We start from the raw sequence: 24,659 nt of genomic DNA, 5'->3' as shown, positions 1-24,659 counted from the left end.
CGCCAGAGGGCGGTTGATCTGCACCGTGATTGTGCATCTGCTAACGGCGACCGTTCAGTTGGTGAGCGGCCTATGCACCTGACGCATAACACCGTTGAGTTAAGCCCTCTGACTAAGCGTTATCGGTGAAGCTATATTCCAATCATCGAACGGGACGGCAAACGGTTCCCGCGATGAAAGGATCAAGACAATGGCTACCTCATTCTTCCGCTCTGCCTTCGAACGCGTCGTTGCAGCACGTGAACGTCAGGCCAGCCGTTACGTTAACGGCGTTCTGATGAACCTGGACGACCGGACCCTCCGGGGCATGGGCACCTCCCGCGAAGAGCTGCGCCGCAAGGGCGGCTTCAACTCCGGTTTCTGATCATCGACCCTGGGCAGGTTCTCCTCCCTCCTCCGCCCCGGGCGACAGAATCCGAAGTCTCCGCTTGAGCCTCTCCTCCCAAGGTTCGCGGATCAGATCAGGGCGACCTGATCTCAAGGCGGTACCTCCCGGTGCCGCCTTTTTCTTTGTCTGTTGCTTGCATCAGGTGCTGCAGCCGTGCATCTCGCGCAGTGCTGCAGTGCGAAATGATGTTTCTCAGCCGTGCTGGAGATGGATGGTGACCCACCCGTTACGCCACAGCGTTCGCACGTGGCGAAGCTTCACGCCGTTGTAAGCGGCCAAGACCTTCCAGCGCTGTTCAGCGAGAATGCCCGAGAGGATGACCGAACCGCCAGGAGCCAGATTTGCGGCAAGCTGCGGCGCCATCTTCATCAATGGGCGGGCCAGAATGTTCGCTATGATCAGGTCGAACGGGCCATCCTCAGCAAAGGCCGGCGAATGGAAACCCGGAGCAGTGACGAACCGCAACCCCGACACGATCCCGTTGCGCCGACCATTCTCTCTTGCCACGGCGACGGCAACCGGGTCGATGTCGGTGGCGAGGATCGGGATGTGGCGGATTTTCCGCAGCCCGATGGCGAGGACTCCGCTGCCTGTCCCAAGATCGAGCGCGTTGCGAATCGGCCTGGCGCGCACAACGGCATCGATCATCTCGAGGCAACCCGCGGTGGTGCCGTGATGGCCGGTGCCGAACGCCTGTCCGGCGTCGATCTCGATCGCGACGTCGTTCACCTGCGCCTTGTCGCGGTCATGCGATCCATGCACCAGAAACCGCCCGGCACGGACAGGCTTCAATCCCTCCAGCGATCTGGCGATCCAGTCGTCGTCAGGAATTGCCTCTCGCTCGATGACCGCTTCTGGATAGCTCTGCGCCAGACCTTCGGAGATCCGCTTGTGAAGCTCCTCCTCCTCGTCCGCCATCATGTAGACTGAGACTTCCCAGAGGTCGCGCTTCTCGTCCACTTCGGTGGTGCCAAGCGCATAATCTTCCTCTCCGAAGAGCTGCGACAGGATGTCGAGGATGCGCTCTGCATCTTTCTCGTTCGTGCTGACGTAAAGGCGGATCTCGCTCAAGGCTGGTTCTTTCGGACGATTGCGGATGCAGGGACCGATGCCACAACGGACGAAAGCCTTCAACCAGCAAGCGCCCTCAGCTCTTGATCAGGTTCTCGAGCTTCTGCACCGCAGTCTCCGGGTTCTCGCCGTAGGAGATGGTGCCGGCGAAGCGTCCGCCTTCGTCCAGCAGGAAGATGGAGGCGGTATGGTCCATCGTATAGTCGCCGGTTGGGTCTTTCTCGTCGAGCGGCACTTTCTTGAAGAAGACCTTGAAGCCCTTGGCCATCTCGGTCACCTTTTCCGGCGGGCCGGAGATGCCTGTGATACGATCGGTGACATTGGCAATGTACTGGCCGAGCAGTTCCGGCGAATCACGTTCTGGATCGACGGTCACGAAGTAGCCGGCGAGCTTGGTGCCGTCCGGATCGACCTGGTGCATCCAGCCGTTCAACTCGTAGAGCGTCGTGGGGCAAACCTCGGGACAATGGGTAAAACCAAAGAAAACCGCCGTCGGCTTCTGCCGGAAAGCATCCTGCGTGATCGGCTGGCCGTCCTGCGCCACGAGCTGGAACGGCACGCCGAAGGGTTCTTCAGCAATCTGCTCCTGGGTCTGTGTAACCTGAAAGCTCAGCCATGCAAGGACGCCGCCAAGCAGGACGACCGCTGCCCACAGAATGATGCGAATGGTTCTCATGCTTTTCTCTCTTCCCGGCGCCGCAGAAAGTGTACCACTGCGGTCTGGATAGGCCACAGCCTTCCGTCGGGCAACAGAAACCGGTCATGCTTTCGGGTTTGCGCTGATTTGTCTCAAGCAGAGGGAGGGCTTCACAGGCAACCCGGCAGCCCCGCCTGGCCAAGCGTCAGTATCATGGATGAGCTGTGGATGATCCATCCGTAGAAGGCAGCCGCCGAAAGCCCGGTAAGTGCAAGCGCACTGAAGACCAAGAGCGGCAGGCGGTGACCGGATAAGAAGGTCTGTTCCATGCCTGACATACTACAGCCAAAGGCAAGACAGGGAAAGGCTCGAGGGCATTAGCGGAAGCTTAATATGTGCAGGGCATTCTTCCGGTGCGAAGGTGGACTGCGCGATGCGCCGGCCTCAATGGATGCCGAACCGTATAAGTCCATGTCGACATGACGTCAGCGAGGCCCACTCGTCTCCGCATCGATACTCCGAAATTCACGGCAGCCTGAATGGCGGCACCGACGGCATAGACCGCGGGCCCATTGGCAGGTGGGGGAAAAGACATGAGCAACGCCATCAAGCAATCGGGAGCCTATCTCGAAATCGTCTCCTTCCATCTCGGAGACCAGGAATTCTGCATCGACATCATGGCGATCCGCGAAATTCGCGGCTGGGCGCCTGTCACGCCGATGCCACACACCCCACCCTACGTGCTTGGCCTCATCAACCTGCGCGGCGCGGTGATCCCCGTCATTGACATGGCCTGCCGCCTCGGCATGAAGATGACGGAGCCTTCCGAGCGTTCGGCGATCATTGTCACCGACATCGCCGGCAAGCTGGTGGGCCTGCTGGTCGAGCAGGTATCGGACATGATGACCATCCGCTCGGAAGACCTGCAGCCGGCGCCGGAGATCATTCCGGAACAGCAGCGCGCCTTCTGCCGCGGAATCGTGGCGCTGGAAAAGACGATGGTCTGCTTCCTCAACCTCGATACCGTGATTGCCGACGAGTTGACGCGCGAAGCGGCCTGATCCGGCCGTCACCAAGGACGTCACCTTTAAGGAGCCCGCCCCGCGGGCTCTTTCCGTTTCAGTTGCCCGCGCCTTGTTGACTTCCGATCCGCGCCGGTGGCTCTATTTGCAGTTACGGCGCCAGGAGACGCGCCGGCGGGAGGACAAATGAGCCAAACGACCGACGTCATCATCGTGGGAGCCGGACTGTCTGGCTTGGTTGCGGCAACCGAATTGGCCGCTGCCGGCAAGAGTGTCATTATCGTTGACCAGGAGCCCGAGCAGAACCTTGGGGCTCAGGCCTTCTGGTCGCTCGGCGGCCTCTTCCTCATCGATTCGCCCGAGCAGCGGCGCATGCGGATCCGCGACAGTTTTGAGCTCGCGCGCCAGGACTGGTTCGGTTCCGCTGGGTTCGATCGGCCGGAAGACTATTGGCCGCGAGCGTGGGCGGAGGCCTATCTGGCTTTTGCCGCTGGCGAAAAGCGTGATTGGTTGCGCGCGATGGGCCACCGCTTCTTTCCTGTCGTTGGCTGGGCAGAGCGCGGCGGCTGGTCCGCCACATCCCACGGAAATTCCGTGCCGCGCTTCCACATAACCTGGGGCACCGGCCCCGGCGTGGTCGAGCCTTTCGAGAAACGCGCGCGCGAGGCCGAGCAAAGGGGCAGGATCCGCTTTCTTTGGCGGCATCGGGTCGATCGGCTGATCATTAACAATGGCGCTGTCACAGGCATTGCCGGTTCGGTACTGGAACCTAGCACAACGCCGCGCGGGGCGGAAAGCTCCCGTTCGATCATCGGTGAGTTCGAACTTAGCGCTCAGGCTGTGATCGTCGCTTCCGGCGGGATCGGCGGCGACCAAGACCTTGTCCGGAAGAATTGGCCGGCTCGCCTAGGCCCCGCACCGAAGTTCATGGTTTCCGGCGTGCCGAAGCATGTCGACGGACGGATGCTTGCCATCACCGAAGCGGCCGGTGGACGCATCATCAACCGCGATCGCATGTGGCACTACACCGAAGGCCTGCGGAACTGGAATCCGGTGTGGGAAAACCATGGCATCCGCATTCTGCCCGGCCCCTCCTCCCTCTGGTTCGACGCGACGGGAAAACGCCTGTCCGCTCCCTTCTTTCCCGGCTACGATACACTCGGCACGCTGCAGCACATCCTGTCCACCGGCCATGACTACTCCTGGTTCATCCTGAACCAATCGATCATCCGCAAGGAGTTTGCCCTTTCCGGTTCCGAGCAAAATCCGGATCTGACAGGTCGTGACTGGGGGCTGACCGCGCGCAGGGGCATCGGGCGACGCGCGACGGCACCCGTGGAAGCCTTCAAGGAGAAGGGCGAGGATTTCGTGGTCGCCAGAAGCCTGGAGGAACTGGTGCGCGGCATGAACCGTATCGCGGAGAACGACCTGCTTAAGCTCGACGAGATCGAGCGCGAGATCCTGGCGCGTGACGGCCAGATGGCGAACCCCTACGCGAAGGATGCGCAGGTCATGGGCATCCACAACGCACGGCGGTCGCTGGGCGACAAGCTGATCCGTACCGCAAGGCCGCACCGCATCCTCGATCCCGCTCACGGCCCACTGATCGCCGTGAGGCTCAACATCCTCACCAGGAAGACCCTCGGCGGCCTCGAGACAGATCTTTCAGCGCGGGTTCTCGGCAACGACGGCCAACCGGTGCCGGGCCTCTACGCCGTGGGCGAAGCGGCGGGCTTCGGCGGCGGAGGCATGCATGGCTACCGCGCGCTCGAAGGCACCTTCCTCGGCGGCTGCCTGTTTTCCGGCCGCGTCGCAGGACGCGCCGCCGCAGCAACACTCGCCTGAGGGATCAGGGCTTTCCCTTGGTCCAGGTGACCTCTTCGCCGTAGAGGGGAACTGTCGAGATTGCCATCTTCGCCGAACCTTCCACGATCTGCCGCGAATGTGCGAGGTAGACGAGCGTATCGTTTGCCTTGTCGTAGATCCGTTTGACGAGCAAGTCCTTCCAGATCAGCGAGCGCCCCTGGCGGAAGACTTCCTCGCCATCCTTCGTCAGATCGATGTCACCAATCTCGATCGGCCCCGTCTGGCGGCAGGCGATCGAGCTGTTGGACGGATCCTCGAACCAGTTGCCCTGCTTCAGCCGGTCGATGATGGAGCGATCGAAATAGGTGACGTGGCAGGTGACGCCCTTCACCTCAGGATCGGCGACCGCCTCCACAATGATATCGTTGCCGATCCAGTCGACTCCCACTTCACCGACCACCTCGGCCATGGAGGGTGCAGCGAGGAGGCCGCAGGACAGGGCGGCAGCGGACACAAGAAGGGCAAGGCGTTTCATCAGCAACATACTCCGGTAAACCATCTGTGATCACAGATAAGCGCGCAGGGGCAGGTTGCAAGCAGCGTCAGTCGACTTCTACTTCAGTCGGCAGGTACAGGGGGCGTAGCCGCCGGCAAACAGGCGGCCGACCTTCATGTTGATCATCGCCGGGATCTCCCGCACATGAGCGACGCCCAGCGACCTGCCGATGGCGATGGCCGCACGTGCACAGACGGCGGCGTCCTCTGCGGCATTGTGGTGCATGAAGCTTAGTCCAAGATGAGCCGCCAGCGCATTCAGCCGATGGGAACCGAGATGCGGCCAGACCTTCTGCGCCATCTTGACGCTGCAGAGGTAGGAAAGCTCCGGATAGCCGAGCCGGTAGAGATCGAGGCAGGCGCGCCAGACGCTGAAGTCGAAGGCGGCATTGTGGGCGATCATGGTGGCGTCGCGGAATTCATCCGCGAACTCGTCCATGACCTCCGGAAACTCGGGAGCAGCCTCGACGTGTTCCGGACGGATGCCGTGGATCGCAATGTTGAAGGAGGAGAACCGCATGTCATGCGGCCGGATCAGCCGCTCCTCCACCCGCACCACCTCGCCATCCTCGATCCAGGCAAGCCCGACGGAGCAGGCACTGCCGCGGGTTTCGTTGGCGGTTTCGAAGTCGATGGCGATGGTTTTCAAGATTGGCCCTAGCTCTGCTGCCGCAGCTTTAGCCCAAACGCTCCTGATTCGGCAAAACTCGGTTTACCCGCCAAGGAATGCCAGCCATTCGTCCTCGTCCATCACCTGAACGCCGAGCTCCCTCGCCTTGTCGAGCTTGGAGCCGGCGCCGGGGCCGGCGACGACGTAGTCCGTCTTCTTGGAGACGGAACCGGCGACCTTCGCGCCGAGGCTTTCGGCGCGCGCCTTGGCTTCCTCGCGCGTGAACTTCTCCAGACTGCCGGTGAAGACGACGGTCTTGCCCGAGACGGGGCTGCCGCTCGTCGATACCTGCTCGGCGGCCTGCGGCGTCACCTCCTCCAGAAGCCGGCCGATGACTTCAAGATTGCGCGGCTCCTTGAAAAACTCAACAATGGCGCGGGCCACCACCTCGCCGATGCCCTCAATGTTGTTGAGGTCGGACCACGCGTCGCCGGCAAACGAAGCCGCCTCCGTCATAGCGGACTGGAAGGCGTCGTAGGTGCCGTAGTGGCGGGCCAGCAGCTTCGCGGTCGTCTCGCCCACATGGCGGATGCCGAGGGCATAGATGAAGCGGGCAAGTGCGATCGAGCGGCGCTCGTCGATAGCGTCGAACAGCTTGCGCACGCTGACCCGGCCGAACCCTTCGATGTTTTCAAGCTTCGTCAGCGGCGAGGCTTCCTGCCGCTTCTTCAGGGTGAAGATGTCGGGGGCCGTCTTGATCGTCAGTGCCGGATCATCGGCCTCGAAGAAGAAGTCGATCTGCTTGGACCCCAGCCCCTCGATGTCGAAGGCATTGCGGGACACGAAATGCTTGAGATGCTCGACGGCCTGTGCGCGGCAGACGAAGCCGCCGGTGCAGCGGGTCACCGAGTCGAGCTTGCCCGTCTTCTCGTTTCTTTCCCGCACGGCGTGGCTGCCGCAGACGGGGCACTTCTTCGGAGACTCGTAAGGCACTGAGTCTGCCGGGCGCTTCTCCATCACCACGTCCAGGACCTGCGGAATGACATCGCCTGCCCGCTGCACGATGATGGTGTCGCCGATGCGGATGTCGTGCTCGTCTTCGCGGATCCGCTCGCCGGAATTGCCGATGCCCTTGATGTAGTCTTCGTTGTGCAGCGTCGCGTTGGTGACGACGACGCCGCCGACGGTGACCGGTGTCAGCCGCGCCACGGGGGTGAGCGCACCCGTGCGGCCGACCTGGATGTCGATCTTCTCCACCCGGGTGAAGGCCTGTTCGGCAGGAAACTTGTGGGCCGTTGCCCAGCGCGGCGAACGGGAGCGGAAGCCAAGCCGCTGCTGCAGGTCGAGCCGGTCGACCTTGTAGACGACGCCGTCGATCTCGTAATCGAGATCCGGGCGCTTCAGACCGATCTCCCTGTAGTGCTCGATGATGTCCTCGACGGAGTTCAGCCGCTTCATCAGCGGATTGACCGGGAAGCCCCAGGCCTTGAACGTCTGCACCATCTCGTACTGCGTCTTCGGCAGGTCGTTCGGTTCGGAAATCTCGCCCCAGGCATAGGCGAAGAACCGCAGCCTGCGGCTTGCCGTCACCTTCGGGTCGAGCTGGCGCAGCGAGCCGGCGGCCGTGTTGCGTGGGTTGACGTAGGTCCGCTTGCCTTCGGACGCCATCTTCTCGTTGAGCGCCAGAAAGTCGCTCTTCGTCATATAGACTTCGCCGCGCACCTCCACGACTGCAGGAACACCTTTCGGCAGCGTGTTCGGGATCTCGTCGATGGTCAGGATGTTGGCGGTGACATTTTCGCCGGTCGTGCCGTCGCCGCGCGTGGCGGCATTGGCGAGCCTGCCGTTCTCATAGCGGATCGACATGGAGAGCCCGTCGATCTTCGGCTCTGCCGTAAAGGCGATCGAGCCATCCGGCAAACGCCCAAGGAAACGGTAGACGGAGTTGATGAAGTCGCGCACGTCTTCGTCGGAGAAGGTGTTGTCGAGCGAAAGCATCGGCCGCGAATGCGTGATCGGCGCAAATGTCGGCAGCGGTGCTGCCCCCACCTTGAGCGACGGGCTGTCGGCGCGGCGCAACTGCGGAAAGCGGGCCTCGATCGCGTCGTTGCGGCGCTTCAGGGCGTCGTATTCGGCGTCGGAAACCTCCGGGGCATCGTGGCCGTGGTAGAGCTCGTCGTGGCGCGCAATCTCGGAGGCGAGAAAGGCGAGCTCGGCAGCGGCCTCGTTCTCGGTCAGCGTCTCAACAGGTGTCTTGTCGGCGGCCATGCTTCGTCTCGCTCCACGGTCTTGTTCATCCGTTTTAGCGCAGATTCCCGGAAAGCAAACAAGCGGTTGGCAAAGAACGCCTTGTCAGTGCGAAGACAGCGCGGGTAGATAGCCGCAAGCTGAGGAGCGCACCATGGCGATCGACATTTCGACGCTTCGCATCATCGAACCCCATCCGGGCATCTTCGCCTATTACGACGGGCGTGTGCTGGGGAAGCGGCTCTATTCCGACAAGCCGAACTGGCTGGACGATGGCGCCTATGAGCTTGGCTCGGCGTGCTATGCCATTGTCGATGGCAAAGAAGCGCTCGTCTATGACACGCACATGTCGCTTGAACATGCGCGGTTCGTTCGCGATCATCTGGAAGGCCTTGGCGTCACCACGATCCGTGCCGTTCTCAGCCACTGGCATGCCGATCACGTTGCCGGCAACGCCGTCTTCCAGGACTGCGAAATCATTGCCCTTTCCTTGACGGCGAGAACTCTCGAAGAGAAGCGCACATCTCTCGCGACCCGTGAGCCGCCGATCGATCCGCTCGTCATGCCGACGCGTACCTTCGAGAGCACCCTCGCCCTGACGGTCGGCAGGCGCCGCGTCGAACTGCACCATTTCAACATCCACAGCGCCGACGGCAACGTGCTCTGGCTTCCCGATGACGGCCTGCTGCTGGCAGGCGATACGCTAGAGGACACGGTCAGCTATGTTTCGGAGCCGGAGAATATCCCCGTCCACATCCGGGAGCTTCAGCGCATGCGCGAGTGGCCGATCCGGCGGATCCTGCCCAACCATGGCTCCGCCGAGAGAATAGCCGCGGGTGGCTACTCCATCGACTTCATCGATGCAAACCGGCGCTATCTCGAAACGCTCACTGGCACAGGTCCCGTGCCCGCATCTTTGAAGGAACTGGTGGCGGAGGAGGTCGCGGCCGGGACAATCGAATATTTTGCGCCCTATGAGGCAGTTCATCGGCGCAATCTGGAGGCGATGCAGGCCCTTCGATAAGAGACAGGCTAGATCAGCTCGCCCCGGCCAGCAGCTTCTTTGCCGCCGCACGTGCCTCGTCGGTGACGGAGGCGCCAGCCAGCATGCGCGCAATCTCTTCCGCGCGATGTTCGGGCGCCATGGTGGCGACGCGCGTGGCAATCTTTTCTGATCCGTCGCCAGCCGGTCCCTTGGAAATGAGAAGATGCGTCGCCGCACGCGCTGCCACCTGCGGCGCATGGGTGACGGACAGCACCTGTACCTTTTCCGACAACCGCTTCAGCCGCTGGCCGATGGCATCTGCCACGGCACCGCCAACCCCGGTGTCGATTTCGTCGAAGACGAGTGTCGGTGCGGAGCCGCGGTCGGCAAGAGCCACCTTCAGCGCCAGCAGGAACCGCGAAAGTTCACCACCCGAGGCGACCTTCATGATCGGCCCGGGCCGCGTGCCGGGGTTGGTCTGGACATGGAATTCGACGGTATCGATGCCTTCGGCTGTCGCCGCTTCCGGGTCGCTGGTGACCTCCACCATGAAGCGCGCGCGCTCCAGCTTCAGCGCAGGCAGTTCCGCCATTACCGCCTCCGCGAGCGCTTCGGCGCCATGGCGACGTTTTTCCGAGAGCGACAATGCCGTGGCGTCGAACTCCGCCTTGGCTACCGCCGCCTGCGTCTCCAACTGACCGAGCTTTTCTTCGCCCGCGTCCAGATCCGCGAGATCGGCGACCATCTTCTCGGCCAGTGCCGGAAGATCGGCGACCGCAACGGAATATTTGCGCCCTGCGGCGCGAAGGGCAAAGAGGCGTTCCTCGACGCGTTCCAGCTCCCGCGGGTCGAACTCCGTCTTCCGCAGCGCGGCCTCTACCTCCATCTGGGCGTTGGAGAGGCTGTTGAGGGCGGCATCGAGAAGTTCGACCGTCTCTTCCAGCAGTCCGGGCGCCTCGTGGCTCTTGCGCTCGAGACGCCGCACCATCGAGGCGATCAGCGGCACCGGAGAGGCATTGCCGTTGAGGAAATCGGAGGCTTCGGAAATGTCACCGGCGATCCGCTCCGCCTTCTGCATCTGCGAGCGCTGCTCGGCGAGCTCTTCTTCCTCGCCGTCGCGGGGGCTCAAGGTTTCCAGCTCCTCGACGGAGGCGCGGATGTAATCGGCCTCGCGCGCCGCGGCCTCCACCTTGGCCCGATGCGCCTTGAAGGCACGTTCGGCATCCTTCCAGACACGGTAGAGGCCGGATACCTTCTGGCTCTCATCCGCCAATCCGGCGAAGGCATCGAGCAGCGTGCGGTGGGTATTGGTGTCGGTGAGAGCGCGGTCGTCGTGCTGGCCGTGGATCTCCACCAGGACCTGCCCCGCCTGACGCATCAGCTGAACGCTGACGGGCTGATCGTTGATGGAGGCACGGGTGCGGCCATCCGCCGACTGGATGCGGCGAAAGATCAGGTCGCCATCGTCGTCGATGCCGTTTTCGCGCAGAAGCAGCCGGGCGGGATGCTGGCCGGAAACGTCAAAGACGGCCGTCACCTGCCCCTTGTCCTCGCCATGCCGCACGAGCCCGCCATCGCCGCGCCCGCCTAGAGCGAGCGATAGACTGTCGAGAAGGATGGACTTGCCCGCCCCGGTCTCGCCCGTCAGCACCGACAGGCCGGACTCGAAATCGAGATCCAGCCGCTCGATCAGGACGATATCGCGGATCGAAAGCTGGACGAGCATTGCTTAGGCGCCGATGAGCTTGGCCCCGGCGCGCGAAATCCAGGAGCCACGGTTCTCACGCGGCTCGACGCCGCCCGTCTGCAGCAGCTTGTAGGAATCCGCATACCACTGGCTGTCCGGATAGTTGCGGCCAAGAACCGCGGCAGCGGTTTGTGCCTCCTCGACGATACCCATTGCAAAATATGTCTCCACGAGACGGGCTAGCGCTTCCTCCACCTGATTGGTGTTGGAGTACTGCTCTACCACGACACGGAAGCGCTTGACCGCGGCGAGATATTCCTTGCGCTCGAGATAATAGCGGCCGACCTGCATCTCCTTGCCCGCCAGCTGATCGCGCGCAAAACGGATCTTAGCCTGGGCATCCTCAACGTACTCCGAATCAGGGTAGTCGTTGACCACCCGCGACATGGCCTCAATCGTCTGCGCCGCAGCCTTTTGATCCTGTGTCACGTCCGCGATCTTCCGGGAATGGGATAGACCGACCAAATACTGGACGTAGGCTGAGTCTTCCGAGTTCGGATATTGCTTCAGGTAGCGGTTCCCGGTGCTGATCGCCTCATCGTTCCGCCCGAGTCGGTACTTGCTGAAGGTGCTCATGACCAGCGCCTTGCGGCCCCATTCCGTGAAAGGGTGCTGGCGGTCAATGGCATCGAACTTGCGCGACGCTTCGGCAATGCTTCCCGCCTTCATATTGGCGAGCCCCTGGGCGTACAATGTCTCTGGTGGCTCGCTCTCGAAGCCGAGCTTCGTGATGTCGATATCTTTGTCAGACTGGCAGCCGCTCAAAGCCGCACCCGCGAGCGCCACCGACACCAGGGCAATTCTGGCCGCTCTTTTCATCACCACAGACGTCGCATAAGCCATTCGCAAGTTCCTGATCATCCCGCGCACAATTGCCGCTGCTCAAGCTGGCGTTCTAGCCATACAAGCAGCCCGAGGGCAACGCAATGCGGAGGTATTAACGCAATTTTATGGCACAACCTTCCAACCCGATGGGCACGGCCAGCGAACCGTTCCATGAAAAGAAAAGCCGCCCACAAGGGGCGGCGAGTTGGACTGGAGGTAATAACGTCAAGCAAACTCGACCGCAAGCTCAGGAACCTTCACCGGAACGAACTCGCCTGCCCGAACCCGATGGCTGCGCATCGGCGCCTCCACGATCTCATAAGCCGTCGGATCACTGAGCAGCGCCTTGAGCGCATTGGCGTTCATCTTATGGCCACCGCGATAGGAACGGTAGCAACCAATAAACTGAGCACCGGCGAGAGCAAGATCGCCAACGGCATCAAGCGCCTTGTGGCGGACGAATTCGTCCTTGTAACGCAGGCCTCCGACATTAACGACCGTGTCGTCGTCGGAGATCACCACCGAATTTTCCAGCGAGGAGCCCAGCGCGTAACCGGCGGCCCAAAGCTGCTCGACGTCACGCATGAAGCCGAAGGTACGAGCCCGCGACAGCTCATCCTTGAAGCCTGCTGCACTTAGGTCGCCCTTCCAGCTCTGACGGCCGATCAACGGAGTGGAGAAGTCGATCTCGATCTCGAACCGCGTTCCCGCGAATGGACGAAACTCCGACCAAGACGCACCCGAATCGATACGGACCGGCTTGATCACACGAATATAGCGTCGCTTCACCCCAAGGTTGACAAAGCCAACCTGCTCAATGGCGTCAACAAAGGCGGAGGAGCTGCCGTCCATGATCGGCATCTCACCTGCATCAACTTCGACAACGACGTTATCGATGCCAAGCGCATAGAGCGCGGCCATGACGTGCTCGATCGTCGCGATCCAGGTCGAGGGGGATTTGCCGAGGATGGTGCACAAGTCTGTCGGCCCGACCTGCGATGATACCGCCCGATAGTCGACAGAGCTGCCATCAGGGAAGATACGGCTGAATACGACGCCGGTGCCTGCCTCCGCAGGCTGAAAAGTCAATGTGACAGGCATTCCCGAATGCACGCCAATTCCCGTCAGAGTGACAGGAGCTGCAATGCTGGTCTGAAATCCGAGAAGTCCGATCGTCATTATATTCTGCCTTGTTCAATCCCCACCCGTGGGCGGGGAAGCATGTCCGGGTGACAGTCATTTGACGGCCGCACCGTATGGTTTACGTTCTTTTACGCATGCCTCGGGAACAAACCAAATCAATGTTTCTTTCGGATTGTTACGGTCTTAAGTGCTTGTTCTCCAATCCTCTAACCCCTCGTGCCCAGCAACGGGAAAGGGCCCGGTCTGTGCCGGGCCCGCGTTTCCAGATGCTGTCAACCAGGATCAGTTGTGCTGCCGGCGCAGGAAGGCCGGGATTTCCAGTTGATCGTCCTCATGAGCTGCACCCGCCTGCGGGTTCACTCGGCCATGGTCGTCGAGCTGGCCCCGCCGCGGTGCATAGAGGCTTGCCTCGGCCGAGAGCGGACGGCGCTGCTGAGGAGCGGCAACGGGCGCTGGCGCGGCCATTTCGGCCGGACCCTGTTCTTCATCGTCGCGACGACCGAGTGAGTTTGTGATCCGCTTCAGGAGACCCATCGGACCGCGCTCTTCCTGCACGTGCTGGACCTGATGAGTCCGGTGGTCCATCTCGGCCTTGACGACCGGCGGGAAGTCCTCGACGCGCGGCATGCGGACCGGCTCGACCGTCTCGCGCATGACCGGAGCCGGTGCTTCCGGCTGAGGCATGCGCGGGGCAGCGGCTTGCATCATCGGGGCAGGCTGAGCCTGCATCTGTGGTGCAGCAGCAGCGCGCAGAACCGGAGCTTCTGCCGGGGCAACGGCTGCAAAAATGCGGCTCTGCGGGCGGAACTCAGGCTCGGCCTGCTGAGCAACCGGCTGTGGTGCGACAGGCTGCGGTGCGGCCGGACGGGGAGCTTCGGCGATTGCGAGTTCGCGTTCCATCTCGGCTTCCGCCTGACGGATCGTATCCGCGATCGGATCGGCCTTCGGTGCCTGCATGACCGGAGCAGGCTGCACTGCGGCCGGAGCCGGAGCAACGGCCGCCGAAGGACGGATGACGGGACGTGCTGGAGCAGCGACCTGAGTCTCGAAGCCGCGGACGTCGCCGTGGTGGGCGCTGCGATCAATGCCGGTGGCGACAACAGAGACGCGGATGAGACCTTCCAGAGCTTCGTCGAAGGTGGCGCCGAGGATGATGTTGGCGTCCGGATCGACTTCCTCGCGGATGCGGGTTGCTGCTTCGTCGACTTCGAAGAGGGTCAGGTCGCGACCGCCGGTGATGGAGATCAGCAGGCCCTGTGCGCCCTTCATCGAGGTTTCGTCGAGCAGCGGGTTGGCGATCGCCGCTTCGGCGGCCTGCATGGCGCGGCCTGGGCCGGATGCTTCGCCGGTGCCCATCATCGCGCGGCCCATCTCGCGCATTACCGAGCGAACGTCGGCAAAGTCGAGGTTGATCAGGCCTTCCTTGACCATGAGGTCCGTGATGCATGCAACGCCGGAATAAAGCACCTGGTCGGCCATCGCGAAGGCGTCGGCGAAGGTGGTCTTGTCGTTGGCGATGCGGAAGAGGTTCTGGTTCGGGATGACGATCAGCGTGTCGACCGACTTCTGCAGCTCCTGGATGCCGGACTCGGCAAGGCGCATGCGGCGCTGGCCTTCGAAGTGGAATGGCTTGGTCACGACGCCCACGGTGAGGATACCCTTATTGCGGGCCGCCTGGGCAACGACCGGCGCCGCGCCCGTGCCGGTGCCGCCACCCATGCCGGCGGTGACGAAGCACATATGCGTGCCATTCAGGTGGTCGACGATCTCGTCGAGGCACTCTTCGGCAGCGGCGCGGCCGACTTCGGGCTGCGAGCCGGCGCCGAGGCCTTCCGTTACCTGGGCGCCCATCTGAATGATCCGCTCGGCCTTGGTCATCGTCAGCGCCTGGGCGTCCGTATTGGCGACGACGAAATCAACGCCTTCCAGACCGGCGGAGATCATGTTGTTGACGGCGTTGCCGCCACCGCCACCGACGCCGAAGACGGTAATCCGTGGCTTCAGCTCGGTGATATCGGGCTTTTGCAGTTTGATAGTCATTGTACCCGTTCCTTCTCACTTTGGCCGCATCGCCGCCGGCCTGTTCATTGCCTAGTTACGAGCCCTACCCGTTTGGGATTGGGTTAGAAACTTTCCTTCAGCCACTGCCCAACACGGGACAATCTGCCATTTCCGCTGCCGAGCGCGGCAATAAGCCCACCCTGCGACGCATGTGTTTCCATGTCCGCGACCTGCGGATAGATCATCAGTCCGACGGCCGTCGAAAACGCTGGCCCCTTGGCCGCCACCGGCAGGCCAGAGATGCCCATCGGGCGGCCGATCCGGACATTGCGCGCGAGAATCCGACGCGCAGTCTCGGGAAGGCCGGTCAACTGGCTTGCGCCACCCGTCAGCACCACGCGCTTGCCTACCACCGGGCTGAACCCCGACGCCTGAATGCGGTCGCGGATCAATTCCAGCGTTTCCTCGATCCGAGCCCGGACGACCCGCGTCACCAGGGTGCGAGGCACCTGAGTCGGCAGATCCCGGTCATCTTCGCCAATCGGCGGAATGGATATCAGTTCGCGCTCGTCCGCGCCGTTCGGCAGTGCGGAGCCGTGGACGACCTTCAGCCGCTCGGCGTCCTCAATACCGGTCGAAAGACCGCGTGCCAGATCTGTCGTGACATGATGGCCACCCAGGCCAATGGCGTCGGTATGGACGAGCCTCCCTTCGGCGAAGACCGAGATCGTGGTGGTGCCGCCGCCCATGTCGATGGCGGCACAACCAAGCTCCACTTCGTCATCGACAAGAGCCGCAAGACCGCTTGCGTAAGGCGTGGCAACGATGCCTTCGACCGAAAGATGGGCACGATTGACGCAGAGCTCGAGGTTCTTGAGCATCGTCCGTTCAGAGGTGACCACATGCATGTCAACTCCCAGGACGTCGCCGAACATGCCAAGCGGATCGCGGACGCCGCGTTCACCGTCCAGGGAATAGCCGGTTGCAAGCGAATGAAGGATAGCCCGATCCTGCCGCTGCGACTGCTGGCTCGCAGAGATCAGCACCTTGCGAAGGTCCGCCCCTTCCACTTCCTGCCCGCCGAGATCGATCGTCGCAGTGTATATGTCGCTTGCGAGGCGACCGGCCGAAATGTTGACGATGAGGCTATCCACCGTAAGGCCCGCCATGCGTTCGGCGGCGTCAACAGCAAGCCGCACGACACTTTCCGCAGCATCGAGATCTGCGATGACGCCGGACTTTACGCCGCGTGACCGCTGGTGCCCGATGCCGACGATCTCGATGTTATGCGTGCGACCGGGCAGGACGAGGCTTTCCTGGCGCGGGGTCAAGCGGCCGATCATGCACACGACCTTGGTCGATCCGATGTCGAGCACCGAGACCACGTGACTGCGCTTGGAAGACAATGGCTTCAGACGCGGCAGGAAGTCAGACGAACCGAAAAGGCTCATGACGCAACTCCCGCTTTCTTCAGAGCCTTCGTCCGCGCTTCGAGCGCTTCCTTGCGGCGATCCAGCGCCCCGCCCGTCAACTGCACCGTGGTACGGTCTGAGAGGCGAAGATCAACGGCCGCGATGTCGCGATCCAGAACGCCCTGCTGAGCTTCAAAACGTGAGAGAACTGCAAGCGCCTTGCCGATGTTCTCCTCCGGGAGCTTGACAACCACCCCGGTATCCAGATGCAGATCCCACCGACGGCCGGCAACGCGAACGTAGGCACGAATGCGGCTCTTAAGCTCCGGCCAGCCAGCAAGCTCCTGCTCAAAGGAAGCCGCGGCCGTTTCCGCGTCGCGACCGACGAAAAGCGGAAGCGTGGCAAACTTGCTGTCGCGCAAAGGCGCAATGATCTTGCCGTTTCGCTCGATCAGCGACAGCTCTTCGCCGTGCTGCCAGATACCGAAAGCCTGGCGCTCCTTGAGCATGACCTCAATCGTCTTGGGATAAACCTTGCGCACTTCTGCCGACTCCACCCAGGGGAGCTCTGCAAGCTTCTTGCGCGCGGCCTCGATATCGAGCGCCACAACGGAGGTAGCTCCATCGAGGCCAAGGAGTTGCAGGATGTCGATCTCCGAGGTCTGCTCGTTACCCGACACCCGCACGTCTTCGATTGCAAAACCGGCGGACGCTGTAACCGACTGCGCAACTACTTCCGTGTGCCCACCAACCGACATGCCATAGAGGCCGACGGCGCCAAGAAAAGCAAAAACGGAGGCCGTTCCCACATGCCGCGGAACGTGGACGCGTCCGGCGGCGAGACTGACGGTAAAGCGGACTGCACGGCGAAGCGGGCGCGGCAGAACCCGACGCTCCTCAACACCCGTACCGGATGCCGCACGCCACCGGGCCGACCGGCCGGAGATTTTTGCGCTCAACGCAGACACGATGCATCCTCCACCATCCAACGAACGAGCTCACCAAAGGAATATCCGGCGTGAGCCGCCATCTCGGGCACCAGGGAGGTCGGCGTCATTCCAGGCTGAGTGTTGACTTCGAGCCAGATGACCTCACCGCTTTCGGAGAAGCGATCGTCGTAGCGGAAGTCGGAACGACTCACGCCGCGGCAGCCCATCGCCTGGTGCGCCTTCAGCGCGTAGGATTGAATCTTTTGGTAAACATCCGGTGAAATTTGCGCCGGAATGACATGCCGCGAGCCGCCTTCGGCGTATTTTGCATCGTAATCGTAGAAGGTATCGCCGGCGGGCACGACTTCCGTAACACCAAGCGCTTCGCCGCCCATCACGCCGCAGGTCAGCTCGCGGCCGTAGACATACCGCTCGACCATGACCTCATCGCCGTAGCGCCACTCGCCCGAGGCAAGGATCTGCGGCGGATGCGACTGATCCTGCTTGACGATGACGACGCCGAAGGATGAACCCTCGCGGACCGGCTTCACGACATAGGGCGGCTCGATCGGATGCTCATTGCCGATATCAAAGCGGCTCATCACCCGGGCCTCGGCGACCGGAATTCCGGCAGCCTGGGCAACATGCTTCGCCTGCTCCTTATCCATGGACAGGGCCGAGGCAAGAACGCCGGAGTGGGTATAGGGGATCTGCAGGTATTCGAGGATGCCCTGGATGGTACCGTCCTCGCCGTAGGGGCCGTGTAGCGCATTGAAGGCGACGTCGGGCCTCAACTCGGCAAGCATGGCAGCAACATCGCGGGAAACGTCGACGCGGGTGACGCGGTAGCCTTCTGACTCAAGAGCGTCGGCACAAGCCTTTCCAGAAGACAGGCTTACGGGCCGTTCGGAGGAAATCCCCCCCATCAGAACAGCCACATGCTTGCCACTCATCGCCAACCTCCGGAAAAAGAACGCATCCCTGCCACACTTCGCTTGCGCCAGACTGACCGGGTTGATTCCGCTTCTCCCGACGCAGGACCCATCCTGGCGCCATATGGTTAATGAACCGTTTACTTTCGTTAATCGGGCCGGGATTATGTAAGAAATTCAAACGTCCAGCGGGCTTCGTCGCGGCTGAATCAAAGCAATAAAAAAGGCCGCCAACCCGTTGGGATGACGGCCTTTTCCTTTCAGGCAGTGACTACTCCGTGGCCACCCCATGGAAGGGTCGAACCTCCCGGCCCGGCATGAATATGCCGAGTCGCTTGATCTCCCACTGGAGCTTGATTCCTGAGCTTTCGAAGACTCGCTGGCGTACCATCTCGCCGAGATATTCGAGGTCGTAGCCGCTGGCATGGCCGGTGTTGATCATGAAGTTGCAGTGAAGCGACGACATCTGAGCGCCGCCGCAGACGAGCCCGCGGCATCCTGCTTCGTCGATCAGCTTCCAGGCGGAATGACCTGCCGGGTTCTTGAACGTCGAGCCGCCGGTCTTCTCCTTGACCGGCTGGACCGTTTCCCGATGCTGACGCACGGCATCCATCTCCTGCCGGATTCTTGCCCGATCGTCGGCATAGCCTTCGAAGATCGCGTGGGTGAAGATCAGGTCGGCAGGCGCGCTGGAATGGCGATAGCTGTAGCCCATGTCGGCCTTGCTCAAGACGTGCCGGTTGCCGCTGCGGTCGACGGCATGCACCTCGACGACGCGGTCGACGGTTTCGGTCCCATTGGCGCCGGCGTTCATGCGAAGGGCGCCGCCGATGGAACCGGGGATGCCGTAGTAGAAGGCGAATCCGCCGATGCCATTGTCCATCGCCATCGCCGCAACATGCTTGTCGGGACAGATGGCACCCGCCTGGATGCGGTTCTCGCCGACGAGATCGACCTGACCGAAACCCTTGGCAGAAAGCCGCAGGACGACGCCGGGAATGCCGCCATCGCGCACCAGAAGATTGGAGCCGACGCCAACCACCGTCAGCGGCACGTCTTCCGGCAGAATCCTAAGGAAAGTGGCCAGATCATCGACATCGTGGGGCTGGAACATCAGCTCCGCAAGCCCGCCGGCCTGGAACCAGGTGACCCGGTCCATCGGGGCGTCGGGCGTCAGCCGGCCGCGTATGTCCTTGACGCCCTCACCCAGCGACGCCAGCAATCTTTCCCCGTTCACCTGTTTCATGCCTACTGTCCCGAAATGCTTTCCAGTTCCCGTGGCAGCGCCGCTGCCCACTGGGTGATATTGCCAGCCCCCAGAAGAACCACAAAATCGCCCGGCTTCGCAATGCCGGCGACGATCGGTGCCAGATCGGACTGCGCAGCGATATTGCGCGCATCACGGTGGCCGCCAGCGCGGATTTGGGCGACGAGAGCCTCGGAGTTTGCCCCCTCGATCGGCTCTTCGCCGGCCGCATAGACCGGCGCCAGGAGAATGCTGTCGGCATCGTTGAAGCAGGTGGCGAAGTCGTTGAACAGGCTGGAAAGCCGGCTATAACGGTGCGGCTGGTGAACCGCGATGATGCGCCCGGTGCACGCCTCGCGCGCGGCCCTGAGCACAGCCTTGATCTCCACCGGATGGTGACCGTAATCGTCGAAGACGGAGACGCCGTTCCAGGTTCCGGTGAGCGTGAAGCGCCGTTTGACGCCACCGAAGGCGGCGAGCCCCTTGCGAATGTCTTCTTCCGAGATTCCGAGCCGGTTGGCGACGGCGATCGCAGCCGTGGCATTGGAGATGTTGTGGCGACCGGGCATCGGCAGCGCCAGGTCGTTGAACGTGAAGACGCGACCGGTGCGCCGGCGGCGGATCTCGACGTCGAAAATCGCCTTAGTGCCTTCCATGCGGATGTTGGAGAAGCGTGCATCTGCCTGCGGGTTTTCACCATAGGTGACGATCTTGCGATCCTCGATCTTGCCGACGAGCGCCTGCACTTCCGGATGGTCGATGCAGAGCACGCCGAATCCGTAGAACGGCACGTTCTCGACGAACTGGCGAAACGCCGCGCGAACCGCGTCGAAGCTGCCATAGTGATCGAGATGCTCCGGATCGATATTGGTGACCACCGCAACGTCGGCCGGCAGTTTCAGGAAGGTGCCATCCGATTCGTCGGCCTCAACAACCATCCACTTGCCCTCGCCCATGCGCGCATTGGTGCCGTAGGCGTTGATGATACCGCCGTTGATGACGGTCGGGTCGAGGCCGCCTGCGTCCAGCAGCGTCGCGACCATGGATGTAGTCGTCGTCTTGCCGTGTGTGCCGCCGATGGCGATCGCATTGCGGAAGCGCATCAGTTCGGCAAGCATCTCGGCGCGTCGTACGATGGGGAGCGAACGTTCACGCGCCGCGATCAGCTCCGGATTGTCCTTCTTGATAGCGGTCGAGACGACCACCACTTCCGCATCTCCAAGATTTTCGGCGGTGTGCCCGACGAACACCGGAATGCCCTTGTCGCGCAGACGCTGAACATTGGCGCCGTCCGCCTGGTCTGAGCCCTGCACCCGATGTCCGAGATTGTGCAGCACCTCGGCGATGCCGCTCATGCCGATCCCGCCGATGCCGATGAAATGGACGAGCCCGATGGCCTTCGGCATCTTCATGGATGCTCTCCTTTGTATTGCTGTACTGTCCGATGGGCGGAGATAGAGACAACCAGGTCTGCGAGCAAGCCTGCAGCATCCGGGTGCCCGGCCTGCTTGGCCGCTTCAGCCATCGCCTGCAAGCGTTCCGGCTCGTTCATTGCAGCAGAGATCAACTGCGCCAGGCGCTCCGCAGATAGTTCCGACTGAGGAACCACCTCCGCCCCGCCCTTTGCCACGAGCGCCGCAGCGTTGGCGGCCTGGTCGTGATCGAGCGCATGGGGATAGGGCACGAGGATCGCCGGGCGGCCGATGACAGCAAGCTCCGAGACCGTCGAGGCGCCGGAGCGGCAGATCACCAGATGCGCATCCGCCAGCCGCTCGGCCATGTCGCCGAAGAAGGGCGAAACCTCTGCCGGGATTTCCAGTGCACGATAGGCTTCGGTCACCGAGACGGCATCGTCCGACCGCGCCTGCTGCGTGACGTTCAGCCTTGAACGTTCTGCCGGATCAAGCAGGGCGAGCGCTGCAGGAATGGCCTTCGAAAAGAACTGCGCACCCTGGCTGCCGCCGAACACGAGAAGCCGGAACTCCTGGCTTGCCGTCGAGGGGCGATACACCGTCTTGGCTGCCTCGAGCACCGCCGGCCGGACCGGATTGCCGCTTCTGACCGTCTTCTGACCATGGGGACCTGTGCCCTCCGGCAGGAAACCGCCGGCGATTGCCTTGACGCGCGACGCGAGCGCCTTGTTGGCCCGCCCCATGACAGCATTCTGTTCGTGGATGACGGACGGCACGCCCATTGAGGTGGCCGCAAGAAGCGGCGGTACTGTGGGATAGCCGCCGAAGCCGACGACAGCGATTGGTTTCAAACGACTGATGAGGCGGCGCGCGGCGCGCAGGCCACTCCACAGCGTCCAGCCGGTGCGCAGGAGCGCGATGGGGTTTTTGGACGCGAAGGTCGCGGACGGCACGACATGGATCTCGTCGGCCGGAAAGCTGCCGGCGAAGCGTTCGGCGCGCCCATCGGTGACAAGGTGGACGGAGTAGCCGCGGTTACGCAGCTCGTGGCCCAGCGCTTCCGCCGGAAACAGATGACCGCCGGTTCCGCCGGCGGCAAGCAGGATGATGCCTTTGCTCATGATGCTACTCCGCCGGAACGCCGGACGCGACTCGGAACAGGCTCCGCTCCTGCGCGCGCTTCTCCGGACGATGGCGAGTAAGTGCCAGGATGAAGCCGGCAGTAACGGCAATCGCGATCATCGAGGAGCCACCATAGGAAATCAGCGGCAGCGTCATTCCCTTGGCAGGCAGCAGCTCCAAATTGACCCCGATATTGATCATCGACTGGATGCCGATCTGCAGCACCAGACCCGCGACCGCAAACCGGGTAAAATCGTTGCGCTCCTTGAAGGCGTGGTTGAGGCCGCGCAGGACGATGAAGGCGAAGATCATCACGAGCAGCATGCAGAAGAGAATGCCGAACTCTTCCGCAGCGACTGAAAAGATGAAGTCCGTGTGGCTGTCCGGGATGATGCGCTTGACGATCCCTTCGCCCGGACCCTGGCCGAACCAGTCACCGCGGATAATCGCCTCGCGTGCAGTGTCAACCTGGAAGGTATCGCCTTCCCCAGTCAGGAAGCGGTCGATGCGCCCCGCCACGTGCGGAAGCATGTAATAGGCAGCCGCAAAGCCGCCGACACCCACAGCTCCCAGCAGCATGATCCAGAGCCACGGCATCCCAGCCATGAAGAACATGCCTCCCCAAACCGCGGCTGTGAGGATTGTCTGACCGAGATCTGGTTGTGCCACAAGCAGAGCACCGACGATGGCAAACAGGATGATGGCGAAGAGATTGCCGGGGATTTCGGGCTGGCGCGCGTGCTCTGCAAACAGCCAGGCGCATACGACGACGAACGCGGGCTTCATGAATTCCGATGGCTGAATCGAGAAGCTACCGATCGAGATCCAGCGCCGCGACCCCTTGACCTCGACACCGAAAAACAGGGCCATCACCATCATCAACATGGATAAGGCCAGCAGGATGACGGCGACGCGCCTCACCTGCCGTGGCGTCAGGAACGACAGGCCGATCATCACCATCAACGAGGGTATGATGAACACCGCATGTCGCTCTACAAAGTGGAAACTGTCCAGTCCCAGTCGCTCGGCAACCGGCGGCGAAGCGGCAAAGGACAGCATAAAGCCGATCCCCATCAAAAGGACGAAGGTCGCGAGGAAGAAGCGGTCGATGGTCCAGAACCAGTCCGCCAGCGGCCCACGGTCAGCGCGACTTACCATCGTCAGTTCCCCTTGTTCGTCTCGACCAGCATCGAAACACCGTCAAGCATCGCAACATGATCCACAAAGGCATCTCCGCGGACCTCGAAGTTCTTGTACTGATCGAAGCTTGCGCAGGCCGGCGACAGCATGACGACGGCCGCCCGGCCGTCGGCTGCAGAGTCCGCTCCCGCATGGGCCACCGCTCGCTCCAAAGTGCCGGAAATCTCATATGGCACGGCGTCTCCCAGCGTCGCCGCGAAAGCCGGCGCAGCTTCTCCGATCAAATATGATTTCACAATACGCGGAAAGAGTGGTGCGAGGCTTGCGATCCCACCTTCCTTGGGAAGGCCGCCAGCGATCCAGAAGATCCGGTCGTAACTCGACAAGGCCGGCGCAGCCGCGTCTGCATTGGTCGCCTTCGAGTCGTTGACGAAAACGACCTGGCCTCGCCTTCCTACTGGCTGCATGCGGTGCTTGAGCCCGGGGAAGGAGCGTAAGCCCTGGCAAATCTCCTCGGGGGCTATGCCGACTTCGAGGCAGGCGGCGATCGCTGCCGTCGCATTCTGCGCATTGTGGCTGCCCTTCAACGTGTCGATGCCGTTGAGATCGACGAAGAGCGAACTTGTCCCGCCGTTCGTGGCATAGATCCGGCTGCCTTCGGCATAGACGCCGTCCGCCACGACATTCCGTTTGGAGATCCGCCGCACGACAACCCCTGCCCGCTCAATGCGATCGGCAATCAAGGACGAGAAGGTGTCGTCGACGCCGACCACGGCGGTTCGGCTTCCGGCGACCAGCCGTTCCTTGATTCCTGCGTAGTGTTGCATTGTACCGTGACGATCCAGGTGGTCCGGTGTGAGGTTGAGCAGGATGCCCACGGAAGGGTCGAGCGTCGGCGCAAGGTCTATCTGGTAGGACGAGCACTCGACGACAAAATACCGTTCAGCCTTGGGTGGCTCCAGCGTCAGAACCGCGGTGCCAATGTTGCCGCCAAGCTGGGTATCGCGACCGCTCGCCCTCAGAATATGAGCAATCAGCGCGGTCGTCGTCGACTTTCCGTTGGTCCCAGTGATCGCAATGAACGGGCAGTCAGGCGCCTGCACTCTCCGCTCGCGCACGAAGAGTTCTATGTCTCCAATGATCTCGATCCCAGCGGTGCGGGCAAGATCGACCGTCCAATGTGGCTTCGGATGCGTCAGTGGAACGCCAGGGGAAAGCACGAGCGCAGCCTGTGCGCTCCAATCGATCCCGCGCAAATCCGCAGTCGGCACGGCCTGCGCAGAAGCCCGAGCCACCGTGTCCGGATTGTCGTCCCAGGCCGTCACATTCGCTCCACCGGCGACCAGGGCTTGAGCAGTTGCCTGGCCGGAGCCGCCTAGCCCGAAAACCGCGACGTGCTTGCCGGAAAATGTGGTAGCCCGGATCATCG

22 protein-coding genes are annotated in these 24,659 nt (G+C 62.3%); 4 read left to right on the top strand and 18 right to left on the bottom strand.

Features of this window, described 5'->3' with window-relative positions; all coding sequences use genetic code 11:
- Nucleotides 1-190 precede the first annotated feature (190 nt).
- Nucleotides 191-364: a hypothetical protein gene (locus LXM96_RS05170; RefSeq protein WP_239997314.1), complete on the top strand. Its 174-nt coding sequence runs from the start codon at nucleotides 191-193 to the stop codon at nucleotides 362-364.
- Nucleotides 365-580: 216 nt separating this feature from the next.
- Here LXM96_RS05170 and LXM96_RS05165 read toward each other — a convergent pair whose 3' ends face one another.
- The 3 genes from LXM96_RS05165 to LXM96_RS05155 form a co-directional block, all read right to left on the bottom strand.
- Nucleotides 581-1,459: a 50S ribosomal protein L11 methyltransferase gene (locus LXM96_RS05165; protein ID WP_239997313.1), complete on the bottom strand. Its 879-nt coding sequence runs from the start codon at nucleotides 1,457-1,459 to the stop codon at nucleotides 581-583.
- Nucleotides 1,460-1,535: 76 nt separating this feature from the next.
- Nucleotides 1,536-2,135: an SCO family protein gene (locus LXM96_RS05160; RefSeq protein WP_239997312.1), complete on the bottom strand. Its 600-nt coding sequence runs from the start codon at nucleotides 2,133-2,135 to the stop codon at nucleotides 1,536-1,538.
- 131 nt (nucleotides 2,136-2,266) lie between these two features.
- The gene (locus LXM96_RS05155; RefSeq protein ID WP_239997311.1) at nucleotides 2,267-2,425 is read right to left on the bottom strand and encodes a hypothetical protein; all 159 of its coding nucleotides are present in this window, start codon (nucleotides 2,423-2,425) and stop codon (nucleotides 2,267-2,269) included.
- 264 nt (nucleotides 2,426-2,689) lie between these two features.
- Between LXM96_RS05155 and LXM96_RS05150 the strand changes: the two genes are divergently transcribed.
- Nucleotides 2,690-3,157: a chemotaxis protein CheW gene (locus tag LXM96_RS05150; protein ID WP_239997310.1), complete on the top strand. Its 468-nt coding sequence runs from the start codon at nucleotides 2,690-2,692 to the stop codon at nucleotides 3,155-3,157.
- 147 nt (nucleotides 3,158-3,304) lie between these two features.
- On the top strand, nucleotides 3,305-4,963 hold the full coding sequence (locus tag LXM96_RS05145) for an FAD-binding dehydrogenase (protein ID WP_239997309.1): 1,659 nt from the start codon (nucleotides 3,305-3,307) through the stop codon (nucleotides 4,961-4,963).
- 4 nt (nucleotides 4,964-4,967) lie between these two features.
- On the opposite strand, the gene LXM96_RS05140 is transcribed toward LXM96_RS05145, so the two are convergent.
- The 3 genes from LXM96_RS05140 to ligA all read right to left on the bottom strand — a co-directional run bounded on the left by LXM96_RS05140 (nucleotide 4,968) and on the right by ligA (nucleotide 8,357).
- The gene (locus tag LXM96_RS05140) at nucleotides 4,968-5,459 is read right to left on the bottom strand and encodes a CreA family protein (RefSeq protein WP_394801890.1); all 492 of its coding nucleotides are present in this window, start codon (nucleotides 5,457-5,459) and stop codon (nucleotides 4,968-4,970) included.
- 78 nt (nucleotides 5,460-5,537) lie between these two features.
- Entirely contained in the window at nucleotides 5,538-6,128 is a 591-nt protein-coding gene (locus LXM96_RS05135; RefSeq protein WP_239997308.1) for a 3'-5' exonuclease, read from the bottom strand.
- A 63-nt stretch (nucleotides 6,129-6,191) separates the two neighbouring features.
- The gene (gene ligA / locus LXM96_RS05130) at nucleotides 6,192-8,357 is read right to left on the bottom strand and encodes an NAD-dependent DNA ligase LigA (protein ID WP_239997307.1); all 2,166 of its coding nucleotides are present in this window, start codon (nucleotides 8,355-8,357) and stop codon (nucleotides 6,192-6,194) included.
- Between the two features lie 133 nt (nucleotides 8,358-8,490).
- On the opposite strand from ligA, the gene LXM96_RS05125 reads away from it, so the two are divergent.
- A complete protein-coding gene (locus LXM96_RS05125; protein ID WP_239997306.1) occupies nucleotides 8,491-9,360 on the top strand; it encodes an MBL fold metallo-hydrolase in 870 nt (289 codons plus the stop codon).
- A gap of 13 nt (nucleotides 9,361-9,373) precedes the next feature.
- Here LXM96_RS05125 and recN read toward each other — a convergent pair whose 3' ends face one another.
- The 12 genes from recN to murD all read right to left on the bottom strand — a co-directional run bounded on the left by recN (nucleotide 9,374) and on the right by murD (nucleotide 24,657).
- A complete protein-coding gene (recN, locus tag LXM96_RS05120) occupies nucleotides 9,374-11,047 on the bottom strand; it encodes a DNA repair protein RecN (RefSeq protein ID WP_239997305.1) in 1,674 nt (557 codons plus the stop codon).
- A 3-nt stretch (nucleotides 11,048-11,050) separates the two neighbouring features.
- Nucleotides 11,051-11,911, bottom strand: a complete 861-nt coding sequence (locus LXM96_RS05115) for an outer membrane protein assembly factor BamD (RefSeq protein WP_239997304.1) — start codon at nucleotides 11,909-11,911, stop codon at nucleotides 11,051-11,053.
- A gap of 207 nt (nucleotides 11,912-12,118) precedes the next feature.
- The gene (lpxC, locus tag LXM96_RS05110) at nucleotides 12,119-13,072 is read right to left on the bottom strand and encodes a UDP-3-O-acyl-N-acetylglucosamine deacetylase (RefSeq protein WP_239997303.1); all 954 of its coding nucleotides are present in this window, start codon (nucleotides 13,070-13,072) and stop codon (nucleotides 12,119-12,121) included.
- A 246-nt stretch (nucleotides 13,073-13,318) separates the two neighbouring features.
- Nucleotides 13,319-15,076 carry a cell division protein FtsZ gene (ftsZ, locus tag LXM96_RS05105; RefSeq protein ID WP_239997302.1) on the bottom strand — a complete coding sequence of 586 codons (1,758 nt, stop codon included), beginning with the start codon at nucleotides 15,074-15,076 and terminating at the stop codon, nucleotides 13,319-13,321.
- A gap of 83 nt (nucleotides 15,077-15,159) precedes the next feature.
- The gene (gene ftsA / locus LXM96_RS05100; RefSeq protein ID WP_239997301.1) at nucleotides 15,160-16,488 is read right to left on the bottom strand and encodes a cell division protein FtsA; all 1,329 of its coding nucleotides are present in this window, start codon (nucleotides 16,486-16,488) and stop codon (nucleotides 15,160-15,162) included.
- On the bottom strand, nucleotides 16,485-17,417 hold the full coding sequence (locus LXM96_RS05095) for a cell division protein FtsQ/DivIB (protein WP_317208195.1): 933 nt from the start codon (nucleotides 17,415-17,417) through the stop codon (nucleotides 16,485-16,487). The genes ftsA and LXM96_RS05095 overlap by 4 nt, the downstream gene beginning before the upstream one ends.
- On the bottom strand, nucleotides 17,405-18,331 hold the full coding sequence (locus LXM96_RS05090; protein WP_239997300.1) for a D-alanine--D-alanine ligase: 927 nt from the start codon (nucleotides 18,329-18,331) through the stop codon (nucleotides 17,405-17,407). The genes LXM96_RS05095 and LXM96_RS05090 overlap by 13 nt, the downstream gene beginning before the upstream one ends.
- Nucleotides 18,332-18,581: 250 nt before the next feature.
- Nucleotides 18,582-19,556 carry a UDP-N-acetylmuramate dehydrogenase gene (gene murB, locus LXM96_RS05085; protein ID WP_239997299.1) on the bottom strand — a complete coding sequence of 325 codons (975 nt, stop codon included), beginning with the start codon at nucleotides 19,554-19,556 and terminating at the stop codon, nucleotides 18,582-18,584.
- A 2-nt stretch (nucleotides 19,557-19,558) separates the two neighbouring features.
- Nucleotides 19,559-20,968 (bottom strand): UDP-N-acetylmuramate--L-alanine ligase, encoded by a 1,410-nt coding sequence (gene murC / locus LXM96_RS05080; protein WP_239997298.1) that lies wholly within the window; start codon nucleotides 20,966-20,968, stop codon nucleotides 19,559-19,561.
- Nucleotides 20,965-22,089 (bottom strand): undecaprenyldiphospho-muramoylpentapeptide beta-N-acetylglucosaminyltransferase, encoded by a 1,125-nt coding sequence (murG, locus tag LXM96_RS05075; protein ID WP_239997297.1) that lies wholly within the window; start codon nucleotides 22,087-22,089, stop codon nucleotides 20,965-20,967. Before murG ends, murC begins: the two co-directional genes overlap by 4 nt.
- A 4-nt stretch (nucleotides 22,090-22,093) precedes the next feature.
- Entirely contained in the window at nucleotides 22,094-23,248 is a 1,155-nt protein-coding gene (ftsW, locus tag LXM96_RS05070) for a putative lipid II flippase FtsW (protein WP_239997296.1), read from the bottom strand.
- Nucleotides 23,249-23,250: 2 nt separating this feature from the next.
- Nucleotides 23,251-24,657: a UDP-N-acetylmuramoyl-L-alanine--D-glutamate ligase gene (murD, locus tag LXM96_RS05065; RefSeq protein WP_239997295.1), complete on the bottom strand. Its 1,407-nt coding sequence runs from the start codon at nucleotides 24,655-24,657 to the stop codon at nucleotides 23,251-23,253.
- Between the last annotated feature and the right edge of the window lie 2 nt (nucleotides 24,658-24,659).

Source organism: Rhizobium halophilum, assembly GCF_021648825.1.
Classification (GTDB): Bacteria; Pseudomonadota; Alphaproteobacteria; order Rhizobiales; family Rhizobiaceae; genus Neorhizobium; species Neorhizobium halophilum.
Note: the sequence above shows the minus strand (reverse complement) of the source record. Positions and strands in the feature narration are given on the sequence as shown.